Origin of the sequence: Tetragenococcus halophilus subsp. halophilus DSM 20339, assembly GCF_003841405.1 — a bacterium.
GTDB classification, from domain to species: Bacteria; Bacillota; Bacilli; order Lactobacillales; family Enterococcaceae; genus Tetragenococcus; species Tetragenococcus halophilus.
Genome location: NZ_PXYA01000003.1, coordinates 1 through 26,459, shown reverse-complemented (window position 1 = coordinate 26,459; position 26,459 = coordinate 1). Strand labels below are relative to the sequence as shown.

Here is a 26,459-nt window from a genome sequence, read left to right as displayed (position 1 = left end):
TAAAAAATCTTCATGATTTGGTAGCTGTTACAAATAAAGTTAGAAACGTTTATTAGAAGCGTTTCTAGCTTGTTTTTTTATGTTTCAAGATAACAAAACTCAATACTAATAAAATTATACTATAAAGAATGAAGCCAAAATAAGAAAAATTTAGGCTGACATTTGTCAAAATGGGGAAAATGAAGCTTGTCATAGGAGGCGTTAAAACTAAGAGAGAATTTACAGTAGTAACGATGCCACCTAAGTGTTCTGTGGGATATTTATTTATAATTTTAGCAGAAAATCTGGGGGAAACGATACCTAATAAGAAAGAAACAACGCCTGCACTGACAAAAACTAGATAGAAATTATTTAAAAGCAAGGCAATTCCTCCTAAACTAATAAATGAACTAGCAATATTATTTAATTTTCCTATTGAAACATTGAGAAATAATTTAGTGTTTAAAGCATTGCCAAATACCATAGCAACAGTAATTAAAGCTGATAACAAAGAAATTTTTATCGGACTGGGAATAAACATTAAAGATTGATTTGTCTGGATAAAAAGAACGAAAATTGGAGTCAAACCCCCGAAAAAACCATTTAGTAAAGAAAGTTGGAAAAGATTATTTAAAATGGACTTGTTATGAAGTAATAATTTGAAATTTTTTTTGATTGTAGGTAATGTATTTTCATTATTGTTCACAGTTATCTTTTTTTCTACAGCACTCAACTCAGGATATATGAAAAAATATCCTATTCCTACGATAAAGAAAACCGAAGCATTAATATATGCTAAGGTACTTCTATAAAAAAATGATAAAAGCGTTGCACCTGCAAAAGTTGCGAGTACATTAATTAATTGTGTAGTCATACTGATTATTCCTTGTGCTTGTTCCATATCTTCAGCTTTAACTAAATTTTTGGTAAATGGAGTAACCAAAGCTGAGGAGTAGTTTCCTGCTAGGTCAGAGATAAAGTTGAAAGAAGCCATTAAAAAAAGCAAAAATAATGTATGTGGATAGTTGAATAACAAACCAATAGATAGATACATCACCGTTCGGACGAAAGAATTTTGAATAAGAAGATGGATTTTTCTTTTCTTTTTGTCAGCTAGTGTACCCAGAAAAAAACTCAACAAGATGGGTAAAGTTTCTGAAATAGAGACCATCATGACAGCTGTGTTTCCATTAGGTAACGAAGCAGCAGTCGTTAGCATTGCCGTATAAAATAAACGATCTCCTACTTTTGAAAATAGGCTAATACCGGCAATTTTTGAAAATATAGGGTTATTTTTTAAAAAAGTAAGCATAATTTTCCTCCTTTGTAGGGAAATTATGAAGGAAAGTAGTGTATAATGATCGAAAAGTAAACTTTAGTTTACTAAAGAGAGGAAGTAAGCTTTTTGTACGGGGAGACAATAAAAACTATTCGTTTAAACAAGGGGCTACCATTAAAATCAGTGTATATCGACGTTTGTTCAAAGACCAATGCGATTAAATTTGAAAATGGCGAGCGTATTTTAGCTGTCGATAAATTTAACCAAGTGCTTTCTAATCTTATGATCACAATGGATGAATTCCAATGGATAAGAAATGGCTATAAGCCACAAAAAGATGATTATTATAGCTATCGGATCAGTAAAGCTTGGAATGCAAATAATCTAGTAGAATTTGAAGAAAATGTACAGCATGCTGAAGACGACGCCATTGGAATTGAAAGAATACAATTAGCCAGTTACCGTCTTTTAAGAAGTTATAACAATCAATTAGAACCCAATAAGGAAGAATTGGAAAGTGTAGTGAACTATTTCTCTAATTTATCTTCATGGACATTAAGTGATATAAGATTTTTTGCGAATAATTGTTATGTGTTGCCTTATTCCTTAATGATTATTTTATTGCAAGAAGTATTAAAAGCGCAGAATAGGTACACATTTTATCGTAATAGCGATTTTATTTTTGCTATGGCATTAAGTAATTGTATTGATCGTATGATTATAGAAGGGGATGTAACTAACGCAATCAAAAATCTAAGGTTATTGAATAACTTAACTATCGAAATTACGATGGACGGTTTTCGACTTCTAGCAAAATACTATGAAGCAAAGGTTACTTTTTTATATCTAGATGAGATAAAGGGAGAAGAAGAGCTTTTGAATGTATTAACTACAGCTCAATTTCTTGGTAATGGACAATTGGTAGATGAGATAAAAGGACTTATAGATTAAAAAAGAGACTTTGCCAAAGTGTCTAGCTGCTTGGTTAACTATTAGTAGCTTTATTCTACGAGCTTTCAAGCAAATTATTTTATATTTTCTCAAAAAATAAAAAACTAGCATTGGTGCCCAAGAAATGGTTTCTTGCGACCAGTGCTAGAAATGATAAAGCATAAAATGAATTTTCATTTTTCAAGTTTATTTTTTACGATAAATTGTGATTATCTTCTTCTTCACTGATAGAAAAGGAAGGTTCGTTTTGTTTTTTTAACAGCGAATCAGAGAATGTTTACACAAGTGAATTTTCTATGCTGGGTCATTATTTGGCGCATGGCCAAGTTCAGCTTGAATCATCCATATATTTTTTTCGATATCTCTTTTGTAAGCAATAAAGATATCTTGTGTGGAATCATCGCCTTCTTCGCCAGAAATTTCAATTCCCTTTTGATAAAGGTCTGCTAAATAGCGATAGCCAGATACCAAAGTTTCTAATCGTTCGCTCATCGAACGATCCCAAGTACCAACTTCATCTTTGATGCCAGTGTGATCCGCAAATTCTTGTAGGGTGGAATAAGGCGAGCCATCTAAGGCAACCAAACGTTCTGCAATTTCATCTAATTGATCGTTAATTTCATCCATATAATCATCCATCATTGGATGTAATGTTAAGAATTCTGGTCCACGCATGTACCAGTGGGTTTGATGGATAACAGCCGCGAACTGACTTAAATCTGCTACTAATTGGTTTAATGTTTCTTTTGTCTTTTCAAATTTCATTGAAAATGCCTCCTCTTTTTTGTAAATTAAACACACCATCTAATTGATAATAGTTATCAACTATTCTTTACGACTTCCGCCTAACCTGCGATCTATAAATCAAAGAAATATTTCCTAGAATCACGCTCCTTTAATAAAGATAAGAAAGACAGATTATAATTATTATAATCTAATAAATATTTTAAACGATTTTATATAAAATTACAATCCTTTTTTGAAGAATTCATTGACTTATTTATTTAAAAAAATAGCTTTTTCCTCTGTACTTAAAAGCATGTTCATCCTAGTTCATGCGTTAAATTTCTTCTAAACCTTCGTAATCAAGAAGCTGAATGGTTTGTTTTTCTCTTTTAATCAATTGTGCGCGTTCCAAGGATTTTAATTTGCGCGATAATGTTTCCGGGGTGGTTCCAAGAAAAGCAGCCAATTCTTTCATCTTCATAGGAATTTTTACTTGAGAACTTTCTTCAGCTTTCGCTAAATCTAAGAGATAGGTAGCCAGCCGTTCTTCAATTTTTTCCATCGTGAGAAATTGAGTCTGCTCTTCAACTTTGGCATTTTTTTGGGCATTAATGGTTAAAAGTTTTAAACTTAATTGCGGATAATCTGTTAAAAGCGCTTGGAAGTCACTTTGTTTTAATAGACAGACTTCTGTATTTTGCAAAGCTTCACCAAAAAGATTGCTATTCTCAACGCCAAATATGGCATTTTCTCCTTCATAGCCACCAGGTTCCACTACTCGTAGCAATTGTTCTTTGCCGCTGGGGGAAAGCTGATAAACTTTTAAGAGACCTCGGGCGACAATTACAAGCTGTGGATCGTCATAAGGAGAAAGAATGGTTTCTCCTTTTTTAAAGGGAATATGTCGAACAAGCTGGTGAATCTTTTTTTGATCTTCCCAATCCAAATGATTAAATAAGGGAACTAAGGTGACACATAAATGTTCTTTTTGACTCATAATCAACCTCTTTTATTCGTCGTCATCTTCGTCTTCTTCCAAACCTTCAGTGACTTCATGCCCTAAATAACTTTGGATGACAAAGATTTGATGTTTTATCCAAGTATTTAACTTTTTCAAGAAATCTGCGATCCCCCATTTATTTTCATTTTCTGCTAGGGTAATTCCTCGAGTAATGAACAACAGCTGCGTAGCAAAGTCTTGAACAGTTTCCATCAATCGATCATTGACTGGTTCATATTTTAGACGGCCGCTTTCTTCCAACATACTATATTGAGTAAATTCTTCGGTCGTTGTGGGGATCACTTCTCCCTCATCTAACATCAAATGGTTCAATTCGTCAAATAATTGACTTTCCTGGTCGATGATTGTAGAGAATACTTCTTGCACAAAAGTTTGTTCACTGCCTTTTACATAGTAAAGCAGCTGTCTTAACTTGTTTTGTTGGATGACAAGATTGGATAGGATGTGACCGACCAAAGCACCGGCAGTTGGTGTATGATGATCGATTTCACTTTGTTTTAATTCTTCTTGATATTTTTCTTTTGGACTCATTAAGAAAGCTCCTTTGTTTTTGTGTTTTCTACTTTATAGCCGACTTTTTCGATGGTCTTTTTGAGCGCTTCGGCATTTGTGAGAGCTGGATTGATCTCCACTTTGACCTTACTTGCATTGAATAATACCTTCACTTTTTCTACACCGTTTTCCTTTTTCACTGCTTGTTCTATTTTTTGCATACATGAAGGACAAGTTAATGTTCCTAATTGAAGAATGACTTTTTCCATAATAAAATTCCTCCTTTTTTATTTCTATTGCTAGTTTAAAATAGATTGTCAGAGAAAAAATTGATAGCTATCAATTTTTATGCTTTTTTCTTCGTACCGAGTAAGAGCCTCATCCCATTAAAAATGACAATCAAAATACTTAGTTCGTGAACAAACATCCCACTTGCCATATAAATATAGCCGAAAATTAAACCAATAAGCAGCAATAAGACAGTGGCAAGTGCAATCATAATATTTTCTTGCATGTTAAGGGCGATTTTTTTCGTAAGATGGTAAGCTTTGGCGATTCTTTCGAAATTTGATTGTATCAAAACAACATCAGAGGTCTCAATTGCAACTTCTGTTCCGCCGCCCATGGCTATTCCCACATCACTTAAAGCAAGGGAGGGACTATCATTTACGCCATCACCGACAAAAGCAACTTGATGCCCCTCTTTTTGTAACTGACGAATATAATCCGCCTTGTTTTCTGGCAGTAGGTTGCCGTAGACTTTGGTGATCCCTAGCTCTTGGGCAATATTTTCTGCAGTCTCTTGGTTGTCGCCGGTTAACATGATGAGCTCTTTGACGCCCGTTTGTTTTAAATGGGCAAGAGTTTCTTTTGCACCGGGCCGAATTTGATCTTTAATGCCTATTAATAAGGATAGTCGACCATTCATTGCAACCATCACTAAAGAATGTCCCGTAGATTGCAGTTGATGAATGTCTTTTTTGATAGATTTGGAGAGGGGGACATGGTGATCTACCATTAATGACTGGTTTCCAATCAACACCTTCTTATCGGATAAAGTTGCTATAATACCTTGACCTTTAACCACGTTGGTTTGCTCAACAGAAACATAACTAGAAACGTTCGCATAATCGACAATTGCCTGACCTAATGGATGATCGGACTCTCTTTCAATGCTAGCAGTGATTTTTAAGCTTTCAGTGAAATTATCAGTATAATTTTTGACGGCAGCCACACTGGGTTTCCCCATGGTTAAAGTCCCTGTTTTGTCAAAGACAAAAGTATCTACTTTGCTAAATTTGTCGATCACTTCGCCCCCTTTGATTAAAATGCCGCTTTTGGCACCACTTCCAATTCCTGCGACATTTGAAACAGGAACACCGATCACTAAAGCGCCTGGACAACCTAAAACTAAAATGGTGATGGCTAAGCGAACATCTTGAGAAAAAATCCCGACAATAAAAGCTAAGAGTAGGACCGCTGGTGTGTAATATTTGGCAAATTTATCGATAAAACGTTCTGCATTCGATTTACTATCTTGTGCTTCTTCCACTAATTCGATAATCTTTCCAAAAGTAGTATCTTCGCCAACTCTTTTTGTGACAATTTTTAAGGTGCCATTATCTAAAAAAGTTCCAGCAAAAACATCGTCGCCTTTTTCTTTTTTTCTTTGCTGCGATTCACCGGTTACACTGGCTTCATTTAAATAACCCTCGCCTTCATCAATAACACCGTCCACAGGAACTTGAGCGTCTGTTTTTACTAACAAATGATCTCCTTTATCAATATCATCAATGTCAACCGATTCTGTGCGACCATTGTCTGTGATCTTTAGCGCACTTTTAGGGGCCATTTGAGTTAAAGAGTGAATGGCTGTCCGTGTTTTCTCTAGCGTTTTTTGTTCTAAAAAACTACCAAACAAAAACAAAAAGGCGACAATAGCTGACTCATTATATTCACCAATCAATAGTGCGCCTAAAATGGCGACACTCACTAATAAATCGATACTGATAACTTTTACCCTTAATGCTTGATAAGCTTGTAGAAAAATTGGTAGCATACCAATCACAGAAGCAATCAGCATGGCAAGCTGATAACCGAATATCCATGTGAATAAAAATTTTGAAACACCAGCCAAAAGAATCAATAGACCATTAATCAATGTCAAATGATTCTTATGCTGCATAATCCACTGTTGTAGCTTCATTTTTACATCTCCTTTCTTTGAACAACTACAGTGTAGCTAAAAAAAACGAAAAAGAAATTGATGGTTATCAAGAAATGAAACTTTAACACGTATAACAAAAATAATTGCTACAGTCCACTAAGCTGGATATTTATTGCGATCGAGGGAAGGCTTTTGAAAAGCTTACTCACTAATTTATTTATTCTTGCAGTTGTTGTATTAAGCGTTTGTAACTATAAAAACTTTCTTAAAAGTGTGAGATTCACTAGAGTTACACTTTAAATAATTTAAAAAATGAGCATAAGTTGGTCATTTATTCTTTTAATGGTAAACTATTCACATAAAGGAACGGAGGCGATTGTTTAATGAAACAAGCCATAGTATTTTTATTAGATGAATATGCTGATTGGGAACCCTCATATATTGCTAGTATACTTAACAGTGATACAACTTGGAATGTTAAGACGGCTTCAATCAAACCTAAAGTTACTTCCATTGGTGGATTTCAAGTAGATGTAGACTACTTAATAGAAAATATTCCGCAAAACATTGATCTTTTGGTTTTAATAGGTGGTAATTCATGGGAAATTACAAATTCAAGCATAGTAAAACTGGTTACTTATCATTTAAAACAAGGAAATATTGTTAGTGCTATATGCGGGGCAGTAGATTTTCTAGCACAAAATGGCCTTTTAGAGGGATACAAACATACAGGCAACACTCAATTTTTATGGACAGATTTTGAAAGTTATACGAATGCGGCTGATTTTTGTGAAGAGCAAGCGGTAAGGGACCGCAACTTGATCACAGCTAATGGTACTGCGCCGTTAGAATTTAGCCAACTGTGTTTAGAAGCGGTTCGTTTTGATGAACCAAAAGAAATCACGAAGACAATTGATTTATATAAAATGGGCTATTATGGGTATGTTGAAAAATATGGAGATCCGTTCTCGTAGCTTTGCGGTCTGATTAAGACCGTTTTTCTTTATCTTCAGACCTAATTAAACTCATATAGTTCACAAAATAATAAGCGCCCTTTACAAGGATTAGTTATGTTAGAATAATGTTTTTTCCTCCTATGTTATTTACAATCAGAGTGGTCAAATAAACAGGTGCAAAATTTGTGATTGAAAGGAAAAGAAGAATTAGGTATCACAGATATTAAATTGAATTCAGCGTTTCTTGAACTTTTAGTGATGAAAGATGAGTTTCTACCGGCCTATCTTATGGATAAAAAGTATTGGGTTACAATTTTACTGAGTGAAGTAAGTGTTGGTGAACTATTCGCATTAATTGAAGATAGTTTTTATATGATAAAAGTTTAATGAATAGTAAAAGGAAGTTGAACATGTCAAAACAGTCCTAACTTCACTTTTTTGTTGTACATTCCTTTTATTCTTGGTATTCGGGATAAATTTATTTTAAAAGCTTTTGCGAGAAGCTCTTCCTTACTTATTTTTTGGCTCTTTTAATAAACAAATGGGTAAAAAGAGTGATGAATAATAAGCTAGTAGTTAACCCCCATCCGATCGTCAGATTTGTCCTTAATGAAAATGGCAGAATCAAAATGCCTGAGCCCACGGTGGTGCTTATGGCGATTCCGATATTTTGAATCATCCGTTGTAAAGAACCGGCCTCACTTTGCATTTTTTGCGAAGATGACTGCATGATAAGCGCAATATTGGCTGGTTGAAAGAATCCAGCGCCTGCACCATATATAAATAACAAAGAAGTGACTAAAATAGGCGTCCATAACTTTGAAGTGAGTGCTAACAATATAAAAGAAATAAACATTGTCCATAAGCCAATTCTGACAAATTGCTGATGTTTTGTTCCATCATTTAGATTTCCGCTGATTTTAGAAAATACAACCAATCCGATAGGCGCTCCTAATACATACAAGCCGGTCTTTCCTGAACTAATGTGTAAAAGTTGTTCGAGTAAAAAAGGTGGTAACAAAAATATCATTGAAGTCGCAAACCCTAGAAGCGCTGTTTCCAGTAAGTCTAAAGCGATTTTACTTTTCCGATAATCTTGTAAATGAAAAAGCGGATTTTCTTGCTTTTGTTCCACTTTAATCAGCATAATGAAAACAATCATTGCACCCAGAATAAAGATTGTTCCTAAGGCTAGTTGACTTGGTTCAACGATGAAATTTAATCCGCTAAGCAACAAAACAATGGCAGTTAAGCATAAACTGGTTCCTTTATAATCGAAAGAATTGATTTTAACTGGGGAGCTTTTTATTTGTTTTAATAAAAAGAGATTAACAAATAAAGTTACTAAAACTAAAGGAATATTGATCCAAAAAATCCATTGCCAGGCACCTAAGGATAGAAACATTCCGCCGATAGATGGACCTAAAACAGGACCTAACCCAATGGCAATGCCCAACGTACCTAAGGCTTTATTAAGTTGTTCTTTTTTTACATAAGAAGTAATCAAAGCAGAGGAAGTCGCTTGTAAGGCAGCAGCTCCAATGCCTTGAAAAACTCTAAAAATAATTAGAAATAGGATATTGGGTGCTAAACCGCATAACAGTGAACTTATGCCAAATAACAAAAAGCCGAAAAATGAAATTTTCAATTTGCCTATTCGATCGCTTAGACTGCCTAAAGGCATAATAACGGCGGCTAAGCTGACTGTGTAACCTACAACACTCATTGCGGCAATATTCTCATGCGTGTTAAAAAATTGGGTGAAAAAGGGCAGTGCTACGTTCATAATCCCTGTATCTAAGGTGGATAAAAACATTCCCATACAAGCAACAAAAGTCAGGGCGTGACTGAGTTGTGGCTTTTTGCCATTCGTAATTTTCTCATTCATAAAAACATCTCCTTTGCTATTATTTGACTATAACAAAGATATATTTCGTCCTCCGCCGAATGATATAAATGCTATACTTAAAAAAAGGCAAGGAGGGAGAGTATGTCTATTTATAAGAACTTTTATAGCACTAGTGCTCTATTTGGCCATCCGACGCGTATGGCGATACTCGTGGCTTTAAGCGATGGCAAAGCCTTACCTGCAGGTGAAATTGCTAAGATGGTCAAAGTATCTCCCCAAACAACAAGTGAGCACCTAGCAAAATTAATGAAGGCGGGGTTTCTTAACCAACAGAAATCAGGGAAGTATCGTTATTATTATATTGCTAATCCAAAAGTCGCAGAAGTAGTGGAAGGAATGCTTGCGCTTTCCCCTGAGATTGAAGTTTGTTCGATGAGAGATTCTTTAGATAAAAGGGCGCTCTCTTATGCACGAACTTGCTATGGTCATCTAGCAGGAAATCTGGGAATTCAGTTAACCAAGGCGATGAACAATTTAGGTTATATTAAAGATTTAGGAAATTCCGCTTTATTAACGCAGAAGGGGTATGTGTGGACCCAAGAATTTGGTCTAACATCTACAAAAAAGTTTTTAACACAAACGATTCCTTATCATGTTGACTGGACTGAACGCAAGTTTCATATTGCGGGGCCCTTTGCTTTACAGTTAACGAAAAAATTACTTACTTTGCAGTGGTTGGAAGAAGGGACGATTCATCGTTCTGTGAGGGTTACGCCTCAAGGATATCAGGGCTTTGTCGCTGAGTTTGGATTTAAGCCTGCAGAAAAAGAATAGGAAAAAATTTGAGCCAATTCTCAGAAGCTAGACTTAAAATCTAACTTTGGAGGTTGGCTCAAATCAACTCGTGTGTTTTTTATTGTTTTTCTTCCAATCGTTCTTTTATAAATTGTTCTTTTTTATTTGTCCAATAGATAGGGTTGAGTTCATCAGTTATTTCTCCATTAAGAATTTGGTCAAATTGTGTCAGTTTTTCATTTAGAAAATTCAAGCGCGTTTCTGCGTCAGATATTTGTTGCTTTGTTTTTTCTCGTAAGCTTGTGATAATTTTATATCGTTCTGTGATCGTCGGATTTCCCTTTAGGCATAATGAAATATAATGACGAATCTGACGGATGGTCATCTGACATTGGCGTAAATAGTAGATAATAATCAACCAATTGATAGATTCTTCATTAAATTTTCGATAGCCGTGTGAGTCTCTTTTGAGATTAGGAATCAATTCTTGGTTCGTATAATAACGAATGGTGTGAACATTCATATTTAGGATATCCGCAACTTCTTGCACACTATAGAGCACTAATCATCACCCTCCAAAATATTTTTTATAAACGCTTGCTTTAGAGTTACTCTAAAGCATTACACTAAAATTGTAAATCATCAATTTTAGAAGGGAAGATGGATTATGGAATATATTCGATTAAATAATGGGGTAAAAATGCCTATGTTAGGTTACGGTGTCTATCAAATTGAAGAAAAAGAATGCGAACAATGTGTATCTAAGGCTTTAGAGGTTGGTTATCGGTTAATCGATACAGCACAAGCGTATTTAAATGAACAAGCCGTCGGGCAAGCTATTGCACAAAGCGCAGTTGCAAGAGAAGATATTTTTCTGACAACCAAAGTTTGGGTGTCTAATGCGGGTTATGAAAAAACGAAATTGTCGCTTGAAAAATCTTTAGAAAATTTGCAGACGGATTACCTTGACTTAGTATTGATTCATCAAGCATTAAATGATTATTATGGGACCTATCAGGCACTGACTGAATACTATCAACAAGGCAAAATAAGAGTGATCGGTGTAAGTAATTTTTATAGTGATCGACTTGTGGATTTAGCGGAATTTTCTACAGTTACACCTGCGATTAATCAAGTGAAACTACATCCTTTTTACCAACAAAAAGAACTTAGAAAAATAATGACAGAATATGATATTACACCCGAAGCGTGGAGCCCCTTAGCCGAAGGGAAGAATGATTTATTTAACCATAAGCTTCTGTCAACTATCGGACAGAAATATCATAAAACAGCAGCTCAGGTAACCCTTCGCTACTTGACTCAGTTAGGTGTTGTGGTTATTCCTAAAACAGTACATCCAGAACGAATGGTAGAGAATTTTTCGATTTTTGATTTTCAATTAACAGAAATAGAACTAGAGCAATTAGCTCAACTAGATAATCATCAAACGCTATTTATGGACCATCATAATCCTGAGGTAGTAAAAGAATTGACAAAACTTGGTAAAGTAGAAACTATGGATAAATAGCAAGTTAAGGGAGACTTCCCAAAATAATTGATACTTCTTTTTCATATTTATTGTAATTGTCAATATCATTCAAGAAAAAAAGCAGTAGCTATGATAATTTAAAAGCGAGGTAGCAAAATCACATGAGTAAAGACTTTCGAGAAATTTATTTTGACAAGCAGTTAAAGCTAGAAGGGTATTATTTTGAAGGTGTCTCTCAAAGTTTTCCGAATCATTTTCATGACTATTATGTCATTGGTTTTGTCGAAAAAGGAAAACGAAATTTAACATGCAATACGTTGGAATATGAGGTAAATCCAGGAGACTTTCTGTTGTTTAATCCTTTTGATAGCCATGGATGTACACAAGTTGAGGCGTTGGATTTAACTTATCGACTAAAACTTGAAACCTATTTTTCGATACGTATCCCTTGGTATACCAAGCATCTTATGCACAAAAGTTAACTTCAACCTGCTTGCTTGAGCTGTTTTTGCATGGAGAAAGGTAGTTTTTCAAGGAACTGTTCGATAATGTTATTTAATACGGCTTCATCCAAAACATATTCATCCGCAAAAGCTTCTTGGAATAAAACGAGTAATTGCAAAATGGCTTCCGATACAGAAAGCTCGGAAAGCTCATCAATGAGAAGATAAAATAACTCGCCAAGCGTTCGGTCGTCTTTACTTTCACGTTCTTGCACCGCTAGGATCATATAACCGATAGCTACCAGTGTCGTATGCGCAAAGATCCCGTCATAAGAAATCCCTTGGTACTTGGCTAATTTTAAGTATTGTTTGCACATCTTGAAGTAGACTTCCACCGACCAGCGTCTAGCATAGAGCTGGATGATTTCGTCTTCGGTTAGATCGATATCGGTCGAAGCTAAGACCAAATAGTCGTTTCGTTTATTGCGATTGCGAATATATACCAACTTAATAGGAAAAACTTCCCCTTCTACGACAGCTTCTACTTGGACACTCAAAAGATAGCGAGAACGACCGCGGCGCTTTTTATTTCGTTTGAAGATTTCTTTGACATCCATCTTTTGGCCTTGATAACGATAGTAGATCTTTTGACTACGTTTAACCATCGCTACGCAGTGGCATTTCAGGTCACGGACCTGTTGGAACATTTTGGGACTGGAAAACCAGGTGTCAAATAAAACATAATCTGCAGAGATCCCTTGGTTCAAAGCCGATCGAAGCAGTTCCAGTGTCACTTCCGTGCCTTTACGAAGCGCTTGAGCTTTACGTTTCCCCCTATTCGTGCGTTGATCCCCGATATCAAGATCAGATTGGAGCTTTCTTTTCCCGGAGAGCAACGAAAAAGCAACAGGGACAAAGCTATTGCCATCACTCCAGCCTAATTGTAAATAACGAAATCCTTTGAAATATTTTTTCTTGGCATGGTCGTATTGTAAAGCGGCACACGCCACTTTTTTCGCATTCGAGCGGGTATACATGGAGTCATCCACGATAAACGTGGTCTTTCGGGCATCATCCGTCAATGGACGTAGGAAAGTAATGACGGATTTAGCCACTAAGATCAGTAATTTTTGCCAATGAATGTGCGGATCATTCAAGACATTGCGAAAGGTCTTATCCGAAAAAGGCAACTGTTCCTTCTGCTTTTGGTAAAACCGATAGGTAGAACCGTTGGTAAAGATCGAGGCCAATAAAAACGAAAAAATAACAGGAACCGAAAAACCCCTTTTATGGACTGCGTTTGCCTTTTTCAACGCAGAAGCCACATGGAATCGATGAAAAAAATCACTCACAGAGTTGGAAATTTTTTCTGAATTTGACGTTTTTTGTGTTATAATTGACATGGCATGAACACTCCTTGGTTAGTGGTTTTTTGGTAATTCTATTATACCAAGTTTTGAGTCGTTCATGCTATTTTTGTATCAAAAAACGTTTATTTATCAAGGGATGAACTGTATTTTTGAACTTTCAAGTTTTAGTTATCGAGCAATAAATATTTCAATTGAACGTATGAGAGAAATCATCACAACGATAACAGGCAAAGAGGAACTTGTTAAATTTACCAAGCCTATTTTGAAATTACCTAAAATCGATGAACTCTTTTTGATCTTACACCAATTGATATTGGAAAATAAAGATGGTTTGAATAGAGAAGAACTTCTTTATTTTTTTATCGACGCTTTGATCGCCCATGCCGCCGATATTAAAATAGAGGAAATTGCTTTTAGTGAAGCTTCAAAAGAAAATTTGCTTCTTGCTAAAAGCTATTTAGAAAAAAATTTCGCTTCTACTGTGTCATTAGAAGAGTTAAGTAGGCGATGTCATCTTAATAAATACACGCTTATTCGCTATTTTACTAAATATTTTGGTGTTGCCCCTTATCAGTATTTACAGACAATTCGAATAAAGGAAGCTAAAGAATTGTTATCTAACGATAAAGAGTTACTTTCTATTAGTTTAAAAGTGGGATTTTCTGACCAGAGTCACTTTACTCGTGTATTTAAATCACTCATTGGTATCACTCCGAAACAATACCAAGGTATTTTTAAACAATAGGGAGGAAAGATATGTCAACTGAAAATAAATGTGTTATTTTGATTGATGATGCTTTAAGTTTAGGGCTAGTTGCGAATACTGCAGCCATTTTAGGAATGAGTTTAGGAAAAAAACATCCAGAATTAATAGGTCCTGACACTCTTGATGGCGACCAGTTTTTACACTCAGGGATTATCTACATTCCTGTTCCAATTTTAAAATCAAATAGAGAAAGCCTTTTTGACTTACGTAATAGACTTTATCAAAAAGATTATAAAAATATTGAAACGGTAGACTTCACTAATCTTGCTCAATCTTGTAAAACCTATGAGGAATATATGGATAGGTTTCAACAAGTGAAAGCTACGGATTTACAATACATGGGCATTGGCTTGTATGGGCCTAAAAAAATAATCAATAAATTAACAGGGAGCTTACCACTGCTGAAATGAGTAGCTATAACACGTAACTTGTTTGACATAATATAAGCGTCAATTAATAAATGTTGTATGAACTATTTTTAAAAGAAGTATGCTTTACGAATATTAAATGCCCCAATGACCTAGTTAATAAAATATAGCAACCAAAGCTTTTTCTATTTAAGTTAGTGGAAATCTAAAGGGATAGCTAAAAATAGTAGAGTAACACCTACTGTGATCGAGCTAGAGAATTGTTTATTTGGATAGGATAGAAAAATATATTTTAAATCACTAGTGGTGCATGAAACATTTTAAATTCACTCATTATGTTTCACACTATTTCCATCCATAAAAAAATCCTTTATACTGGTCTTGGATGACTTATCCAAGACCAATACAAAGGACAAACACATGGATAAGTATAAAACAATTTCAGCTTTTAATAAATGGTTTTCGAATATTATTTTAAAAAAATTACCTTTTTCTATTCGTGAGAAAATTTCTCAAGCCGACAAGTATCATAAAAAGTTTGATTTTGAACACTTTTTGAAAGTGTTTCTCTATGGCATCGACAATGAGTGCGAAAGTTTACGTGAAATAGATACAGCGTTTGTTTCGCCTGATCTACAACAGACCATGACGTTAGATGCCATTAGTCATTCGCAGCTTTCCCGTGAGCTCGCCCAGATGGATGACGAAATTTTGTGGGCGATTTTCGCGCAGTTACTGGAAAAAACACGGTCAAAAATACCGGTGACCAAACGAAACGCACTCTATCTCGTGGATTCTTCCACTTTTTCGTTAAATACCACTCGGTACCCTTGGGCAGACTTTCGCTCAACCAAAGCAGGGATCAAACTGCACTTAAAACTCTGTTTTATGGATAAAGAACACTTGTATCCGGATCAGTTTGAAGTCACGAATGCGGTTGAACATGATGACAATCACTTAGAAGTTTTTGTCAATCAACCGGAAGCGACCTATATCTTTGATCGTGGCTATATTGATTACGAGCGACTGGACGAGATGGAAGCTGACGGCTACTTTTTCGTCACAAGAGTGAAGAAAAATGCCAAAGTTCATGTCCTAGAAACTTATGAACCTTCTCAGAGTAAAAACATTTTGCGTGACCAAATGGTAGTGTTAGGCACTCAGGTTTATTTCACTTCCCGTTTCGCTTGGTCACGATTCAGGATGAAAAAGGAAAACAATTACGCTTTGTCACCAACCGTTTTGATGTGACCGCCCAAGAAGTGGCCGACATGTACAAAGCGAGATGGCAAATTGAACTATTTTTTAAGCATATCAAGCAACATATGACGATTAAAAAGCTATTTTCATACAGTGAAAAAGGGGTAAGCAATCAAATCATTCTCGCCATGATTGCCAGTCTATTGACGTATTTACTCAAAGTAGAGACAGGAAGTAAGAAATCCCCGTTCCAAATCAAGCGCCTATTAAAACATCTGCTTTTTCAACCTTTTGAAGAATTGTGGGTATTACTCGTTCCTACGTGACGAAATAGCATTTGTCGTCGTTGCAACAGTATTCAGATAAATAATGAAAAAATTTTTTCTGGAAAAGTCATCCCTTGCGTAAGCATTTGATTTTTTGTCATTTTTTAGAAAAAGTTAAAATCTGAATATTCTGATTATATTAATGCACCACTAGTGATATAAACTGTATTTTATACTTTTTAATCAATCAGAGCAAACGCTTTTTGGGTCTTTAACAGATTCAAACGTACTCGGATTTTTTATGAACTTCTATTTATTTTTTAAGGGAATAGATTGACAAAGCGATAAATTAAAGTTACTCTTTAGAAAAGAATCTAATTAGATATTTTTCTAAATAGTTGATTGGAGCTAAACAAATGAGTTTTGAAGCTAGTTTTAAGGCGCTTTCGGATCCTGTGAGAAGAGAAATTCTACAAATGTTAAAAGATGGGCGTTTATCGGCTGGAGAGATCTCCCGTCATTTTGATATGACAGCTGCTACTGTTTCTTATCACTCAAGTTTCGCACACCAAATTCGGTAGATAAGCCTTGATATAATTGGGCAGCGTATCGATCCAGAGCTGCAGTTGACTTTCAATGAAGTCTTGTAGTTTATGACTCGCTTTTTCACTGACTGCTTGCAAAATGTCCATTAGTTCTAATAAAGCCACCGACCAGTCAAGTTCTTTTATTTGGTCAGCAAGTTCATAAAATAAGCCGCCTAAGGTCCGCTCGTCATTGGCACAGCGTTGTTGCCAACTTAATAAGATGTAGCGCGTGAACACAATGGTGGTATGACAAATCAAGGCTTGATAATTGCGCGTTTGGGTTTCTTGTGACAAATGAAGGAGAGATTTGGAAACTTTAAAGAACGTTTCTATGTCCCAGCGAACCGAGTACGTCTTCACGATTTCTTGGGATGACAAAGTCAGGTCATCTGTCATAAGGGCTAACCAAGCACTTTGGTTATTCCGATTTTTGACAAAAACGATTTTGACGGGGGTCTTCCCGCTGCTTGGCTGAACAATAATAGAGGAAATGATGGCTTCTTGACAGTATTCCTTTATTGACTTTTGGTAGAGTTCGCTTAATTTATATAAACGTCTTTGATAAAAATATTGGGTCTTGCCATTTTTTGCCATACCTAGGGTATGGATGCCTAAATCATGCAAACGATCGATCATTTTAGGAGAGGTAAACCATTTATCCATTAACACATGACTGGCGTAAACGCCTTGATCAAGGGCTCTTTGCACCATCTCAATGGCCACATCAGGCATAGATCGTTGGGCTTCTTTGAAGCGTTTTGCCCCACTCGTTCTTTGATCACTTTCCGCTTGTTTTTGATTGACTTGGTTTTTGCCTGAAAGCAATCCAAAATCAATAGGAATAAAAGAGTACCCATCAGAAAAGCCTAAAGTTAGCATGCGATAGCCTTTATAACCTTTTTGTAAAGCATGATCCCAAAGGCGCGCCAAACCAGGCACTTTCTGACTTCGATTTCGATAGAACGTTGAGTCATCCAAAACAAGCGTACGTAGATGGGTACTTGGATCTGTTAATCGATGGATCTTTTCGATCACAGAAGCACTAAAACGAAGCAGAAAGCTACGCCAATTATTGTGCGGATCGTTCATCAAACGGTAAACGGTATCTTTCTTCATATATTGATCTGCTTCACGTCCGCTGAGGACTTGGTTCAAGGTCTTGCCCTTAAACACTAAACTGAAAAGAAAAGTAAAAATAATGGCGGGAGAATAGCCTTTTTGCTTACAAATAGAGGTTTGTCGTAAACATTTCAGGACGTTCAGTTCAGAAAAAATTGCGTTCATTTCATTTGGTAATTGATTTTTGATGTTTTTTAAGTGTATCATAAGAGCAAGAACTCCTTGTTTTTAGATTTGTCGTTAAATCCATTATAAAACAAAAGGAGTTCTTTTTGTATCCTTTGAACAAAAGTCAAGCGAACCATTATTTTACTATCAGCGTTGTTCTATCAAAGGGACATCATCATTTTGGGTATGCGAAACTTGAGTATATAAGTATACACTTGCAGAACAAGAATACAAATTTTAAAGGTGGAGTGTTTTTAATGTTAGAAAAGAAAACGTATGATAAGCTTTTAGGTCATGCTTTTGATATTCCAGTAAAGGTAGAGTACTGGGACGGAACAAGCGAAGTTTATGGCGAAGGCACGCCTGAGACTGTGATCCAATTAAAAAAGGCGATCCCTATTAAAGAGCTAACTTCACTTCCTACATTAACTTTAGGTGAAGCGTACATGAACGGTGATATTGAGGTGAAGGGTGACCTACAAGAACTCGTTGCTTCTGCTTATCGAAGTGTAAACAGCTTTGTAACAGATAACAGTGGATTTTTGAAGTTCTTACCTAAAATTTCTCATTCAGAAAAAAATTCCAAAGAAGATGTGCAAAGTCATTATGATATCGGTAATGATTTTTATCGTCTGTGGTTAGATAAAACGATGACTTATTCTTGTGCTTACTTTAAAGATGAAAATGATACGCTTGAACAAGCGCAAAAAAATAAAGTACGTCATGTTTTAACAAAATTAAACCCGGAACGCGGAAAAACTTTAGTAGATATTGGTTGTGGCTGGGGCTCTGTACTTTTTATGGCAGCTGAAGAATTTGGACTTAAAGCTACTGGGATTACCTTAAGTCAAGAACAATATGACCAAGTTAAAGAAGAAATTAAAACTAGAGGCCTAGAAGGTCAAGTGGACGTTTATTTAGAAGATTATCGTGAAGTTGAAGAAAAATTTGACTACGCAACATCTATTGGTATGTTTGAACACGTAGGCAAAGAAAACTTACCTAAGTACTTTGAACAAGTGCAAAAACTACTTGTTCCTAATGGCCGTGCGTTGATTCATGGTATTACTGGTCAGCATGAGGGCGTAGGTAGTGATCCATTTCTTTCTAAATATATCTTTCCAGGTGGATATATCCCAAATGTTGCCGAAAACTTGACAAATATTATGAACGCAGGTTTACAATTGACAGATCTTGAACCATTAAGACGTCATTATCAAAAAACACTTGAAATTTGGTATCAAAATTATTTAGAACATATTGATACGGTTGTCGATCGATATGGCGAACCGTTCTCACGTATGTGGTCATTGTATCTACAAGCTTGTGCAGCTTCTTTTGAAGCAGGTAATATTGATGTTATGCAATATCTATTGGTCAACGGCACAAGTGGTTACGGTCTACCAATGACTAGAGAATATATGTACAAAAATTCGTAAGATAGATGTGGTATTAAAATCTAAACAAATAAAAAATTAGCCAGACAGCATGTTGTCTGGCTAATTTTTTATCTATAAATCAAGTTGCATATAAATAGAATTTCCTATTGGATTATCATTATAACTTTCTATTTCATAAAAGCCATGCTTTTTATAATTAACAATTGCTGCTTTTAAGTGAGGCAAAGTATCCAACAATATATGTTGATAACCAATTTGGCGACTTTCTTCAATAATTGTATCCATTAAATGTGTGCCGATATGTTTCCTTCTAAATGCGGGACGAACATAGAATCGTTTTATTTCACAATAGTGGTTGTCCAACTTTTTCAAACCAATACAACCAGCTAGTTTGCTGTTATAGTAAGCTAAGTATAAGCGACCATCAGGCAAACCATATTTCTTTTCTAAATTTTCTAGTTCATCACTATAATTTTGCATTGCTAAATAGTTATTTATTTGTTTATCTTGCGTGATTAACATATTCGTATATTCGTTAAATAATTTTTTTATTTCATAGGGATAATCATAGGCAGATATGATTTTAATTGCCATTTTCGCCACCTCCACTATCTATCGTAAACACTATTCGTTAAATGCATCTAAATAACAAATTGTCCCTTGTACATTTTTTAAGCTGGCCGGATATAATTCTTTAACAAAGTAGGCATCATCAGGAACAGGAAAAGGCGCTTGTATATTAAAATGACTGGCTAATTGATAACCAAATTTTGAATAATATGCTGGATGACCTAAGATACTGATAAAAGGATAATTTTCTTTTTTAGCTCGTATTTCTAGTTCTTCTAACAACATAGCACCGATTCCTTGTTTTTGCATTTCTGGTAGAACAGCAAGTGGCGCTAGGCAGAGTCCTGTGCTAAGAAGATTACTATCTTCATAAACATCTACTTCACTTAAAAGTCCATGACCGACAATAGTATTATCTTTTAAAGCAACTATTTCGAGATAATTTTGGTAAGTGGCATCTTTTCGTAAATTAGCGGCTAGTTCTGCTTCATTTCCGTAACCTTCTTCAGTATTTGTAAATGCTTTGCGAATTAAACTGTCTACCGTTTGGTAATCTGAGTGTTCAATTGTTTTTAATGTAACCATTATTTACTCCTTTATCTAACAACTTTTTGTTCATTTTACTTATTCATTCTACTAATTTTCGGTAAAAAAATAAAGCTACACAACGGTATTTTGCTTATATTTAGTCTTTGTGTTAAGTTGAATAGTATGTGAATGCGAAAATGGCGCATTATTGTGGCACTGCAAATTTGAAACTTTCAAAACTTTTGAAATTATACTAAGTAATATAAAAGATTTATATTACTTACTAAAACTTGAAACCTACTTTTCGATACGTATCCCTTGGTATACTAAGCATCTTATGCACAAAATTAACTTCAACCTGCTTGCTTGAGCTGTTTTTGTATAGAGGAAGGTAGTTTTTCAAGGAACTGTTCGATAATGTTATTTAATACGGCTTCATCCAAAACATATTCATCCGCAAAAGCTTCTTGGAATAAAACGAGTAATTGCAGAATGGCTTCCGATACAGAAAGCTCGGAAAGCTCATCAATGAGAAGATAAAATAACTCGCCAAGCGTTCGGTCGTCTTTACTTTCACGTTCTTGCACCGCTAGGATCATATAACCGATAGCTACCAGTGTCGTATGCGCAAAGATCCCGTCATAAGAAATCCCTTGGTACTTGGCTAATTTTAAGTATTGTTTGCACATCTTGAAGTAGACTTCCACCGACCAGCGTCTAGCATAGAGCTGAATGATCTCGTCTTCGGTCAGATCGATATCGGTCGAAGCTAAGACCAAATAGTCGTTTCGTTTATTGCGATTGCGAATATATACCAACTTAATGGAAGGATTTTCCCTTCTACGACAGCTTCTACTTGGACACTCAAAAGATAGCGAGAACGACCGCGGCGTTTCTTGTTTCGTTTGAAGATTTCTTTGACATCCATCTTTTGGCCTTGATAACGGTAGTAGATCTTTTGACTACGTTTAACCATCGCTACGCAGTGGCATTTCAGGTCACGGATCTGTTGGAACATTTTGGGACTGGAAAACCAAGTATCGAATAAGACATAATCCGCATGGATCCCTTGGTTCAAAGCCGATCGAAGCAGTTCCAGTGTCACTTCCGTACCTTTACGAAGCGCTTGAGCTTTACGTTTCCCCCTATTCGTGCGTTGATCCCCGATATCAAGATCAGATTGGAGCTTTCTTTTCCCGGAGAGCAACGAAAAAGCAACAGGGACAAAGCTATTGCCATCACTCCAGCCTAATTGTAAATAACGAAATCCTTTGAAATATTTTTTCTTGGCATGGTCGTATTGTAAAGCGGCACATTCCACTTTTTTCGCATTCAAGCGAGAATACATGGAGTCATCCACGATAAACGTGGTCTTTCGGGCATCATCCGTCAATGGACGTAGGAAAGTAATGACGGATTTAGCCACTAAGATCAGTAATTTTTGCCAATGAATGTGCGGATCATTCAAAACGTTGCGAAATGTTTTATCTGAAAATGATAGCTGTTCCTTTTGCTTTTGGTAAAACCGATAGGTAGAACCGTTGGTAAAGATCGAAGCTAATAGGAACGAAAAAATAACAGAAACGGAGAAACCCTTCCTGTGCACGGCATTCGATTTTTTAAGAGCAGAAGCTACATGGAACTGATGAAAAAAATCAGACACAGAGGTAGAAATTTTTTCTGAGTTTGGCGTTGTTTGTGTTATAATTGACATGGCATGAACACTCCTTGGTTAGTGGTTTTTCGTTGATTCTATTATACCAGGATTTGAGTGGTTCATGCTATTTTTGTATAAAAAAACGTTTATTTATCAAGGGATGAACTGTATTTTTGAACTTTCAAGTTTTAGTTACTTAGTTGATGGGGGTGGTGAAAGCAAAAAGTTCGGATCCACTAAAATTAAAAATGGCTTCAGTAAGACAATTGTTTTTGAAAGTTTTGTTATCGCTAACACAAGGGGTTATGATGCTAAACCCGATGGATCTGATGATAAAGAAGTCCTAAAAATGTAATATTTTGTTTAAAAAAATAGTAACAAATAACAATCGGAAAGGTGTTGTGTTTTGTGAATAAATTAAAAAAATCATTGATTTTTGGGCTATCGCCTATTTTTTTACTAGCTGCTTGTGATAATGGAGAGACAGAAAATGCTACTGAGGCTCAAGGTGATGTTAATTATAGTGAGGAAGTGGATTATACAATTACAGGGATTGAGCCTGGGGCAGGTATTACGGAAGTTTCTTACGATACAATCGATAGCTAATCTTGCTGGATGGAATCTTGAAGAAAGCTCAACTGATGGAGATAATGGTGAAATTTACGTAGATGTCTACAATAAAGTTAAGACTCTCTCTCGTAAGATCTAGTTTTTTTGTTTTAAATAAATAATCAGAAGTAAAACAGGAAGAATGAAAGAGGTAATTTAATTCGAAACTGTTTTACTCCTGTTTCTTGTTTTTGTTAAAGATGTTTAGACTTCTATCATTCCGGCATAGCTCAGTTGGTAGTAGCGCATGACTGTTAATCATGATGTCGTAGGTTCGAGTCCTACTGCCGGAGTATTTAACAAACAGCGCCTAGGATTTTGGACGCTGTTTTTTTAGTTTTATTTAATTTATCGTTAAAATTTTTGATGTTTTTTCATAAAAATGCAACTGAATTGCAATAATCTTCAGGTATAATAACAAATAGTTTGTAGAGAAGTTGGTGATTGAGTTATATGGCAGAGAAAAAACGGGATCCTTATTTTGACAATGCCAAATTTTTATTAATGATCTTAGTGGTTTTTGGGCATATGATGCAACCGTTTATTGAAAATGAACAATGGAATCATGATTTATATTATACGATTTTTGCTTTTCATATGCCGGCTTTTATTTTCATTTCAGGTTTTTTTGCAAAATCGTTTGATCCACAAAAAAAGCGCCTGTTGCAACGAATTTTCAAAGTTTATTGTACCTTATATATTCTTTCAATGGTTATATTCGCTTTTTAATCGTTTATCAGGAGCAGAGGAGCACTTTACTTTTCAACTTGACGTTCCCAATTGGTCACTGTGGTTTTTGATCAGTTCTTTTTTTTGGCAAATTTCTTTATATTTTTTCAGAAGAATACGTCCAACGGCTGGTATCACAATCAGCATATTAATTAGTTTACTTGTCGGCTATACGCCATTTATTGGTCGTGAGTTGACTTTACAGCGTACGGCTGTTTTCTTGCCGTTTTTTATTATTGGTTATTATCTTCCCAAAGGTTTTTTCGATTGGTTTAAAAACTTTAAATATAAAAAACTATTTGCAGTTGGTTTTGTCATTATTTATGCTTTAGTGAATTACTTGAATGAAGTAAATAAATATATGTTCTTTGGTTCAAAGCCTTATGATGATTTCTTAAATTTCCCAGAATGGGCTTTTTAGTGCGTATTGTTACCTTTATGTTAGCCATTATTGGCATGTTGGCTTTCTTTTCTTTGGTACCGACTAGAGAAACTAGTTACACTAAAGAAGGAAATATACACTAATTGCTTATCTCTTACATGGTTTCTTTATCAGAGGAATGCGCGCTTTTGATTTAGAAAATATCCATTTAGGTTTTCCTGGTTTTATCGTATTAGCCCTAGCCAGTATTTTACTGACTACTGTACTTGCAAGTGAACCTGTAGGAAAAGTTTATAATAAAATTGAACGTTACTTTTTGGGAAATAAGAACAAGACTAAACCAACCTACAACGGATAGTAGTTGTCTTTACTAAAGGGAAAGAGTAGAATAAATAAGTAAGTTTTAAAAGGAGATGAAAGAATGGCTGAAATAACAAATGAATTAACAGCAAAATTTGCTGCAGAATTTAAAGAAAATGATAAGCAACAAGTAGCACAAAATGCTGTAGTTAAAAATGGTATTACCAATTCAGCGGAAAATATCGTGGCTCAAAGCATAATGTACCTGTATTTTCAATTGATTTAAAAACAGGAAATGTATCTAATCAAAAACAATCAGGTCGTTGCTGGATGTTTGCAGCGCTTAATACTTTTCGTCATAAGATTTTAGATAATTTTGATTTAAAGACTTTGAATTATCCCAAAATTATACGAATTTTTGGATAAGTATGAAAAGTCCAATTATTTTATGAAAACATTTTAGCGACAGCAGACCAAGAAGTAACAAGTCGTAGGGTAGCCTTTTGTTAGAACACCTCAACAAGATGGTGGACAGTGGATATGATGTTTCACTTTTTAATAAGTATGGTGTTGTCCTAAAGCAGCGATGCCTGAAAGTAGTAATTCTTCGAACTCTCGTGACTTGAATAATTATTGAACAAAAACTTCGCAAAGATGCAGCAACTTTACGTCAATTAGTAGCTGATGTGCTTCTGCAATGATATTCAAGCTAGCAGAGAGATATGCTACAAGAAGTGTATAATATTTTTAGCTATCTCATTGGCACACCGCCGACTACTTTTGCTTTTGAATATCGTGATGAAAATAGGAATACCATATTGATCGTGATTAACACCGAAGTCTTTTTATGATAAATACGTAGGAGTAGATTTAAATAACTATGTTCCTATTATCAACGCACCGACAGATGACAAACCTTATAATCAATCTTACACAGTAGAAATGCTAGGTAATGTCGTAGGTGGCAAACAAGTGAAGTATTTAAATCTTGATATGGATACCTTTAAAAATTAGCGATGCACAATTAGAACAAGGTGAATCTGTTTGTTTGGTTGTGATGTAGGTCAATCTTCGAATAGACAAAACGGTATCATGTCACTTGATACTTATGACATGAACGAGTTATTGATGTTGACTTTACGACTACAAAAGCACAGCGTTTAGACTATGGTGAAAGTTTAATGACCCATGCAATGGTATTAACCGGCGTAGATATTGTCGATGACAAATCTACGAAATGAAAGTTGAAAACAGCTGGGGCGATAAAGTCGGCGATAAAGGTTTCTTTGTAGCAAGCGATGCTTGGATGGACGAATACACTTATCAAATCGTTGTCAGAAAAGATCTATTGACTGCTGAACAATTAAAAGCTTACGAAAAAGAGCCAACTGTTTTAGCACCGTGGGATCCTATGGGCGCATTGGCGTAAAAACTGATTTAGAATAAAAATTAAAAGCCAAGCGTTTCTTCAGTTGCTGAAAGAAACGCTTGGTTTTTTAACTTTATGAATAGCACAAAGAAAGCAAAAACTAATGTTAAACCTATTCTGATCACTCAAAGGAAGCAGAAAACGCTGTTGAATCTGCTCCAATAAAGCTCACTGATCTTGCTTTTTAAAAACAACAAAGTGGAAAATCATCGCTAATAATTGAAAAGATAGAGCGGTCAAAGTGACGCCAACCCAACCAGCTTGTCCCCACATTGTTGTTCCTAGGAAAGAACCAAGTGCGCCTCCTATAAAATAAGAAAACATGAACACAGTGTTGTTACGATTGCTGACTTGTTCTCCTAAATTCTGTACTCGAGTTTGGTTAGCTACTTGACCAAATTGATTGCCGATATCTAATAAAATAATAGATAGAATTAACGGAAGAATATGCGCAGCAAAAAAGTGTAGAATAATAAAGCTAACTGTCTGCATGATAATTCCCATCCACACGATCGTTCGTTGTGCGTATTGATCGGATAGTTTTCCGACAAGTGGTGCTGCTACAGCTCCGGCTAAACCAAAAATAGCAAGTATTCCTGCTTCAAAAGTTCCCCAATTGTAAATAGGACTACTAATATAAAAAATTAGCGTAGACCAAAGATTGAAAAAGTTCCGAACATAAAAAATCCGGAAACAGCTGCTTCACAAAGGACTCTTTGTTTTTTATTAATAAAGGGATACTTTTCAATGAATCCATATAAGAAAGTGTGGCATTTTTAACTGGATCTTTTGGCATTTTAAATGTAAGTAAAACGGTCAACAGGATAATCAATAGTGGTGCAATGAGGTAAATAGAACGCCAAG

30 protein-coding genes, 1 tRNA gene and 5 pseudogenes are annotated in these 26,459 nt (G+C 35.4%); 21 read left to right on the top strand and 15 right to left on the bottom strand.

What is annotated here, in order from left to right; all coding sequences use genetic code 11:
• Nucleotides 1–64: 64 nt before the first annotated feature.
• Complete coding sequence (locus tag C7K42_RS09780) at nucleotides 65–1,291, bottom strand: MFS transporter (protein WP_061840853.1); 1,227 nt, start codon at nucleotides 1,289–1,291, stop codon at nucleotides 65–67.
• Between the two features lie 93 nt (nucleotides 1,292–1,384).
• On the opposite strand from C7K42_RS09780, the gene C7K42_RS09775 reads away from it, so the two are divergent.
• Entirely contained in the window at nucleotides 1,385–2,209 is an 825-nt protein-coding gene (locus C7K42_RS09775) for an Rgg family transcriptional regulator (RefSeq protein WP_061840854.1), read from the top strand.
• 294 nt (nucleotides 2,210–2,503) lie between these two features.
• Here the strand turns inward: C7K42_RS09775 and C7K42_RS09770 are convergent, their stop codons facing one another.
• The 5 genes from C7K42_RS09770 to C7K42_RS09750 form a co-directional block, all read right to left on the bottom strand.
• Nucleotides 2,504–2,974 carry a Dps family protein gene (locus C7K42_RS09770; protein WP_061840855.1) on the bottom strand — a complete coding sequence of 157 codons (471 nt, stop codon included), beginning with the start codon at nucleotides 2,972–2,974 and terminating at the stop codon, nucleotides 2,504–2,506.
• Between the two features lie 295 nt (nucleotides 2,975–3,269).
• Nucleotides 3,270–3,932: a Crp/Fnr family transcriptional regulator gene (locus tag C7K42_RS09765; protein ID WP_061840856.1), complete on the bottom strand. Its 663-nt coding sequence runs from the start codon at nucleotides 3,930–3,932 to the stop codon at nucleotides 3,270–3,272.
• Nucleotides 3,933–3,944: 12 nt separating this feature from the next.
• The gene (locus C7K42_RS09760; RefSeq protein WP_061840857.1) at nucleotides 3,945–4,487 is read right to left on the bottom strand and encodes a ferritin-like domain-containing protein; all 543 of its coding nucleotides are present in this window, start codon (nucleotides 4,485–4,487) and stop codon (nucleotides 3,945–3,947) included.
• Nucleotides 4,487–4,717, bottom strand: coding sequence for a heavy-metal-associated domain-containing protein (locus C7K42_RS09755; protein WP_061840858.1), 231 nt, complete (start codon nucleotides 4,715–4,717; stop codon nucleotides 4,487–4,489). The genes C7K42_RS09760 and C7K42_RS09755 overlap by 1 nt, the downstream gene beginning before the upstream one ends.
• A gap of 77 nt (nucleotides 4,718–4,794) precedes the next feature.
• Entirely contained in the window at nucleotides 4,795–6,654 is a 1,860-nt protein-coding gene (locus C7K42_RS09750; protein WP_061840859.1) for a heavy metal translocating P-type ATPase, read from the bottom strand.
• Between the two features lie 344 nt (nucleotides 6,655–6,998).
• Between C7K42_RS09750 and C7K42_RS09745 the strand changes: the two genes are divergently transcribed.
• Nucleotides 6,999–7,589, top strand: a complete 591-nt coding sequence (locus C7K42_RS09745; protein WP_061840860.1) for a type 1 glutamine amidotransferase family protein — start codon at nucleotides 6,999–7,001, stop codon at nucleotides 7,587–7,589.
• A gap of 171 nt (nucleotides 7,590–7,760) precedes the next feature.
• On the top strand, nucleotides 7,761–7,958 hold the full coding sequence (locus tag C7K42_RS09740) for an MmcQ/YjbR family DNA-binding protein (protein ID WP_103083551.1): 198 nt from the start codon (nucleotides 7,761–7,763) through the stop codon (nucleotides 7,956–7,958).
• A gap of 127 nt (nucleotides 7,959–8,085) precedes the next feature.
• Here C7K42_RS09740 and C7K42_RS09735 read toward each other — a convergent pair whose 3' ends face one another.
• Entirely contained in the window at nucleotides 8,086–9,459 is a 1,374-nt protein-coding gene (locus C7K42_RS09735; protein WP_103083552.1) for an MFS transporter, read from the bottom strand.
• Between the two features lie 102 nt (nucleotides 9,460–9,561).
• Between C7K42_RS09735 and C7K42_RS09730 the strand changes: the two genes are divergently transcribed.
• Nucleotides 9,562–10,254 (top strand): ArsR/SmtB family transcription factor, encoded by a 693-nt coding sequence (locus C7K42_RS09730; RefSeq protein WP_103083553.1) that lies wholly within the window; start codon nucleotides 9,562–9,564, stop codon nucleotides 10,252–10,254.
• Between the two features lie 79 nt (nucleotides 10,255–10,333).
• On the opposite strand, the gene C7K42_RS09725 is transcribed toward C7K42_RS09730, so the two are convergent.
• On the bottom strand, nucleotides 10,334–10,777 hold the full coding sequence (locus C7K42_RS09725; RefSeq protein ID WP_103083554.1) for a MerR family transcriptional regulator: 444 nt from the start codon (nucleotides 10,775–10,777) through the stop codon (nucleotides 10,334–10,336).
• A gap of 105 nt (nucleotides 10,778–10,882) precedes the next feature.
• On the opposite strand from C7K42_RS09725, the gene C7K42_RS09720 reads away from it, so the two are divergent.
• The gene (locus C7K42_RS09720; protein ID WP_014124318.1) at nucleotides 10,883–11,743 is read left to right on the top strand and encodes an aldo/keto reductase; all 861 of its coding nucleotides are present in this window, start codon (nucleotides 10,883–10,885) and stop codon (nucleotides 11,741–11,743) included.
• 122 nt (nucleotides 11,744–11,865) lie between these two features.
• Nucleotides 11,866–12,186, top strand: coding sequence for an AraC family ligand binding domain-containing protein (locus C7K42_RS09715; RefSeq protein ID WP_014124319.1), 321 nt, complete (start codon nucleotides 11,866–11,868; stop codon nucleotides 12,184–12,186).
• A 2-nt stretch (nucleotides 12,187–12,188) separates the two neighbouring features.
• Here the strand turns inward: C7K42_RS09715 and C7K42_RS09710 are convergent, their stop codons facing one another.
• Complete coding sequence (locus C7K42_RS09710; RefSeq protein WP_124175425.1) at nucleotides 12,189–13,550, bottom strand: IS4 family transposase; 1,362 nt, start codon at nucleotides 13,548–13,550, stop codon at nucleotides 12,189–12,191.
• A 64-nt stretch (nucleotides 13,551–13,614) separates the two neighbouring features.
• On the opposite strand from C7K42_RS09710, the gene C7K42_RS09705 reads away from it, so the two are divergent.
• From C7K42_RS09705 to C7K42_RS09690, 4 genes and pseudogenes are all read left to right on the top strand, one after another.
• Entirely contained in the window at nucleotides 13,615–14,262 is a 648-nt protein-coding gene (locus C7K42_RS09705) for a helix-turn-helix domain-containing protein (protein WP_014124321.1), read from the top strand.
• Between the two features lie 11 nt (nucleotides 14,263–14,273).
• Nucleotides 14,274–14,693, top strand: coding sequence for a DUF2000 domain-containing protein (locus C7K42_RS09700; RefSeq protein WP_014124322.1), 420 nt, complete (start codon nucleotides 14,274–14,276; stop codon nucleotides 14,691–14,693).
• 378 nt (nucleotides 14,694–15,071) lie between these two features.
• Nucleotides 15,072–16,177: pseudogene (locus tag C7K42_RS09695) on the top strand (IS4 family transposase).
• A gap of 356 nt (nucleotides 16,178–16,533) precedes the next feature.
• A pseudogene (locus tag C7K42_RS09690) lies at nucleotides 16,534–16,671 on the top strand (helix-turn-helix domain-containing protein); the annotation flags it as partial.
• On the opposite strand, the gene C7K42_RS09685 reads toward C7K42_RS09690, so the two are convergent.
• On the bottom strand, nucleotides 16,672–18,030 hold the full coding sequence (locus C7K42_RS09685; protein WP_124175371.1) for an IS4 family transposase: 1,359 nt from the start codon (nucleotides 18,028–18,030) through the stop codon (nucleotides 16,672–16,674). It abuts the pseudogene before it with no gap.
• Between the two features lie 218 nt (nucleotides 18,031–18,248).
• Here C7K42_RS09685 and C7K42_RS09680 point away from each other — a divergent pair, with 218 nt between their 5' ends.
• On the top strand, nucleotides 18,249–19,430 hold the full coding sequence (locus C7K42_RS09680; RefSeq protein WP_014124328.1) for an SAM-dependent methyltransferase: 1,182 nt from the start codon (nucleotides 18,249–18,251) through the stop codon (nucleotides 19,428–19,430).
• Nucleotides 19,431–19,502: 72 nt separating this feature from the next.
• On the opposite strand, the gene C7K42_RS09675 is transcribed toward C7K42_RS09680, so the two are convergent.
• From C7K42_RS09675 to C7K42_RS09660, 4 genes and pseudogenes are all read right to left on the bottom strand, one after another.
• Complete coding sequence (locus C7K42_RS09675) at nucleotides 19,503–19,985, bottom strand: GNAT family N-acetyltransferase (RefSeq protein WP_014124329.1); 483 nt, start codon at nucleotides 19,983–19,985, stop codon at nucleotides 19,503–19,505.
• A gap of 30 nt (nucleotides 19,986–20,015) precedes the next feature.
• Nucleotides 20,016–20,546 (bottom strand): GNAT family N-acetyltransferase, encoded by a 531-nt coding sequence (locus C7K42_RS09670; RefSeq protein ID WP_014124330.1) that lies wholly within the window; start codon nucleotides 20,544–20,546, stop codon nucleotides 20,016–20,018.
• A 296-nt stretch (nucleotides 20,547–20,842) separates the two neighbouring features.
• Nucleotides 20,843–21,340: pseudogene (locus tag C7K42_RS13405) on the bottom strand (transposase); the annotation flags it as partial.
• On the bottom strand, nucleotides 21,259–22,203 hold the full coding sequence (locus C7K42_RS09660; RefSeq protein WP_124175423.1) for an IS4 family transposase: 945 nt from the start codon (nucleotides 22,201–22,203) through the stop codon (nucleotides 21,259–21,261). The gene C7K42_RS09660 and the pseudogene C7K42_RS13405, both read right to left, overlap by 82 nt.
• 64 nt (nucleotides 22,204–22,267) lie before the next feature.
• On the opposite strand from C7K42_RS09660, the gene C7K42_RS09655 reads away from it, so the two are divergent.
• The 10 genes and pseudogenes from C7K42_RS09655 (at nucleotide 22,268) to C7K42_RS13490 (ending at nucleotide 25,595) form a co-directional block, all read left to right on the top strand.
• Nucleotides 22,268–22,501: a hypothetical protein gene (locus tag C7K42_RS09655; protein WP_124175422.1), complete on the top strand. Its 234-nt coding sequence runs from the start codon at nucleotides 22,268–22,270 to the stop codon at nucleotides 22,499–22,501.
• Between the two features lie 53 nt (nucleotides 22,502–22,554).
• Complete coding sequence (locus C7K42_RS09650; RefSeq protein ID WP_041591783.1) at nucleotides 22,555–22,752, top strand: hypothetical protein; 198 nt, start codon at nucleotides 22,555–22,557, stop codon at nucleotides 22,750–22,752.
• Between the two features lie 222 nt (nucleotides 22,753–22,974).
• Nucleotides 22,975–23,048 (top strand) — tRNA-Asn (locus C7K42_RS09645).
• Nucleotides 23,049–23,208: 160 nt separating this feature from the next.
• Nucleotides 23,209–23,484: an acyltransferase family protein gene (locus C7K42_RS13220; RefSeq protein WP_249038034.1), complete on the top strand. Its 276-nt coding sequence runs from the start codon at nucleotides 23,209–23,211 to the stop codon at nucleotides 23,482–23,484.
• 67 nt (nucleotides 23,485–23,551) lie between these two features.
• Nucleotides 23,552–23,905 (top strand): hypothetical protein, encoded by a 354-nt coding sequence (locus C7K42_RS13215; protein ID WP_249038033.1) that lies wholly within the window; start codon nucleotides 23,552–23,554, stop codon nucleotides 23,903–23,905.
• Between the two features lie 139 nt (nucleotides 23,906–24,044).
• Nucleotides 24,045–24,224, top strand: coding sequence for a hypothetical protein (locus C7K42_RS13210; protein WP_249038032.1), 180 nt, complete (start codon nucleotides 24,045–24,047; stop codon nucleotides 24,222–24,224).
• Nucleotides 24,225–24,287: 63 nt separating this feature from the next.
• Nucleotides 24,288–24,452, top strand: a complete 165-nt coding sequence (locus C7K42_RS13505) for a hypothetical protein (RefSeq protein ID WP_428843389.1) — start codon at nucleotides 24,288–24,290, stop codon at nucleotides 24,450–24,452.
• Nucleotides 24,443–24,592 (top strand): C1 family peptidase, encoded by a 150-nt coding sequence (locus C7K42_RS13500; protein WP_428843391.1) that lies wholly within the window; start codon nucleotides 24,443–24,445, stop codon nucleotides 24,590–24,592. Before C7K42_RS13505 ends, C7K42_RS13500 begins: the two co-directional genes overlap by 10 nt.
• Nucleotides 24,593–24,888: 296 nt before the next feature.
• Nucleotides 24,889–25,017 carry a C1 family peptidase gene (locus tag C7K42_RS13495; RefSeq protein ID WP_428843388.1) on the top strand — a complete coding sequence of 43 codons (129 nt, stop codon included), beginning with the start codon at nucleotides 24,889–24,891 and terminating at the stop codon, nucleotides 25,015–25,017.
• Between the two features lie 37 nt (nucleotides 25,018–25,054).
• Nucleotides 25,055–25,595: pseudogene (locus C7K42_RS13490) on the top strand (C1 family peptidase).
• A gap of 168 nt (nucleotides 25,596–25,763) precedes the next feature.
• On the opposite strand, the pseudogene C7K42_RS09630 reads toward C7K42_RS13490, so the two are convergent.
• A pseudogene (locus C7K42_RS09630) lies at nucleotides 25,764–26,459 on the bottom strand (MFS transporter); the annotation flags it as partial.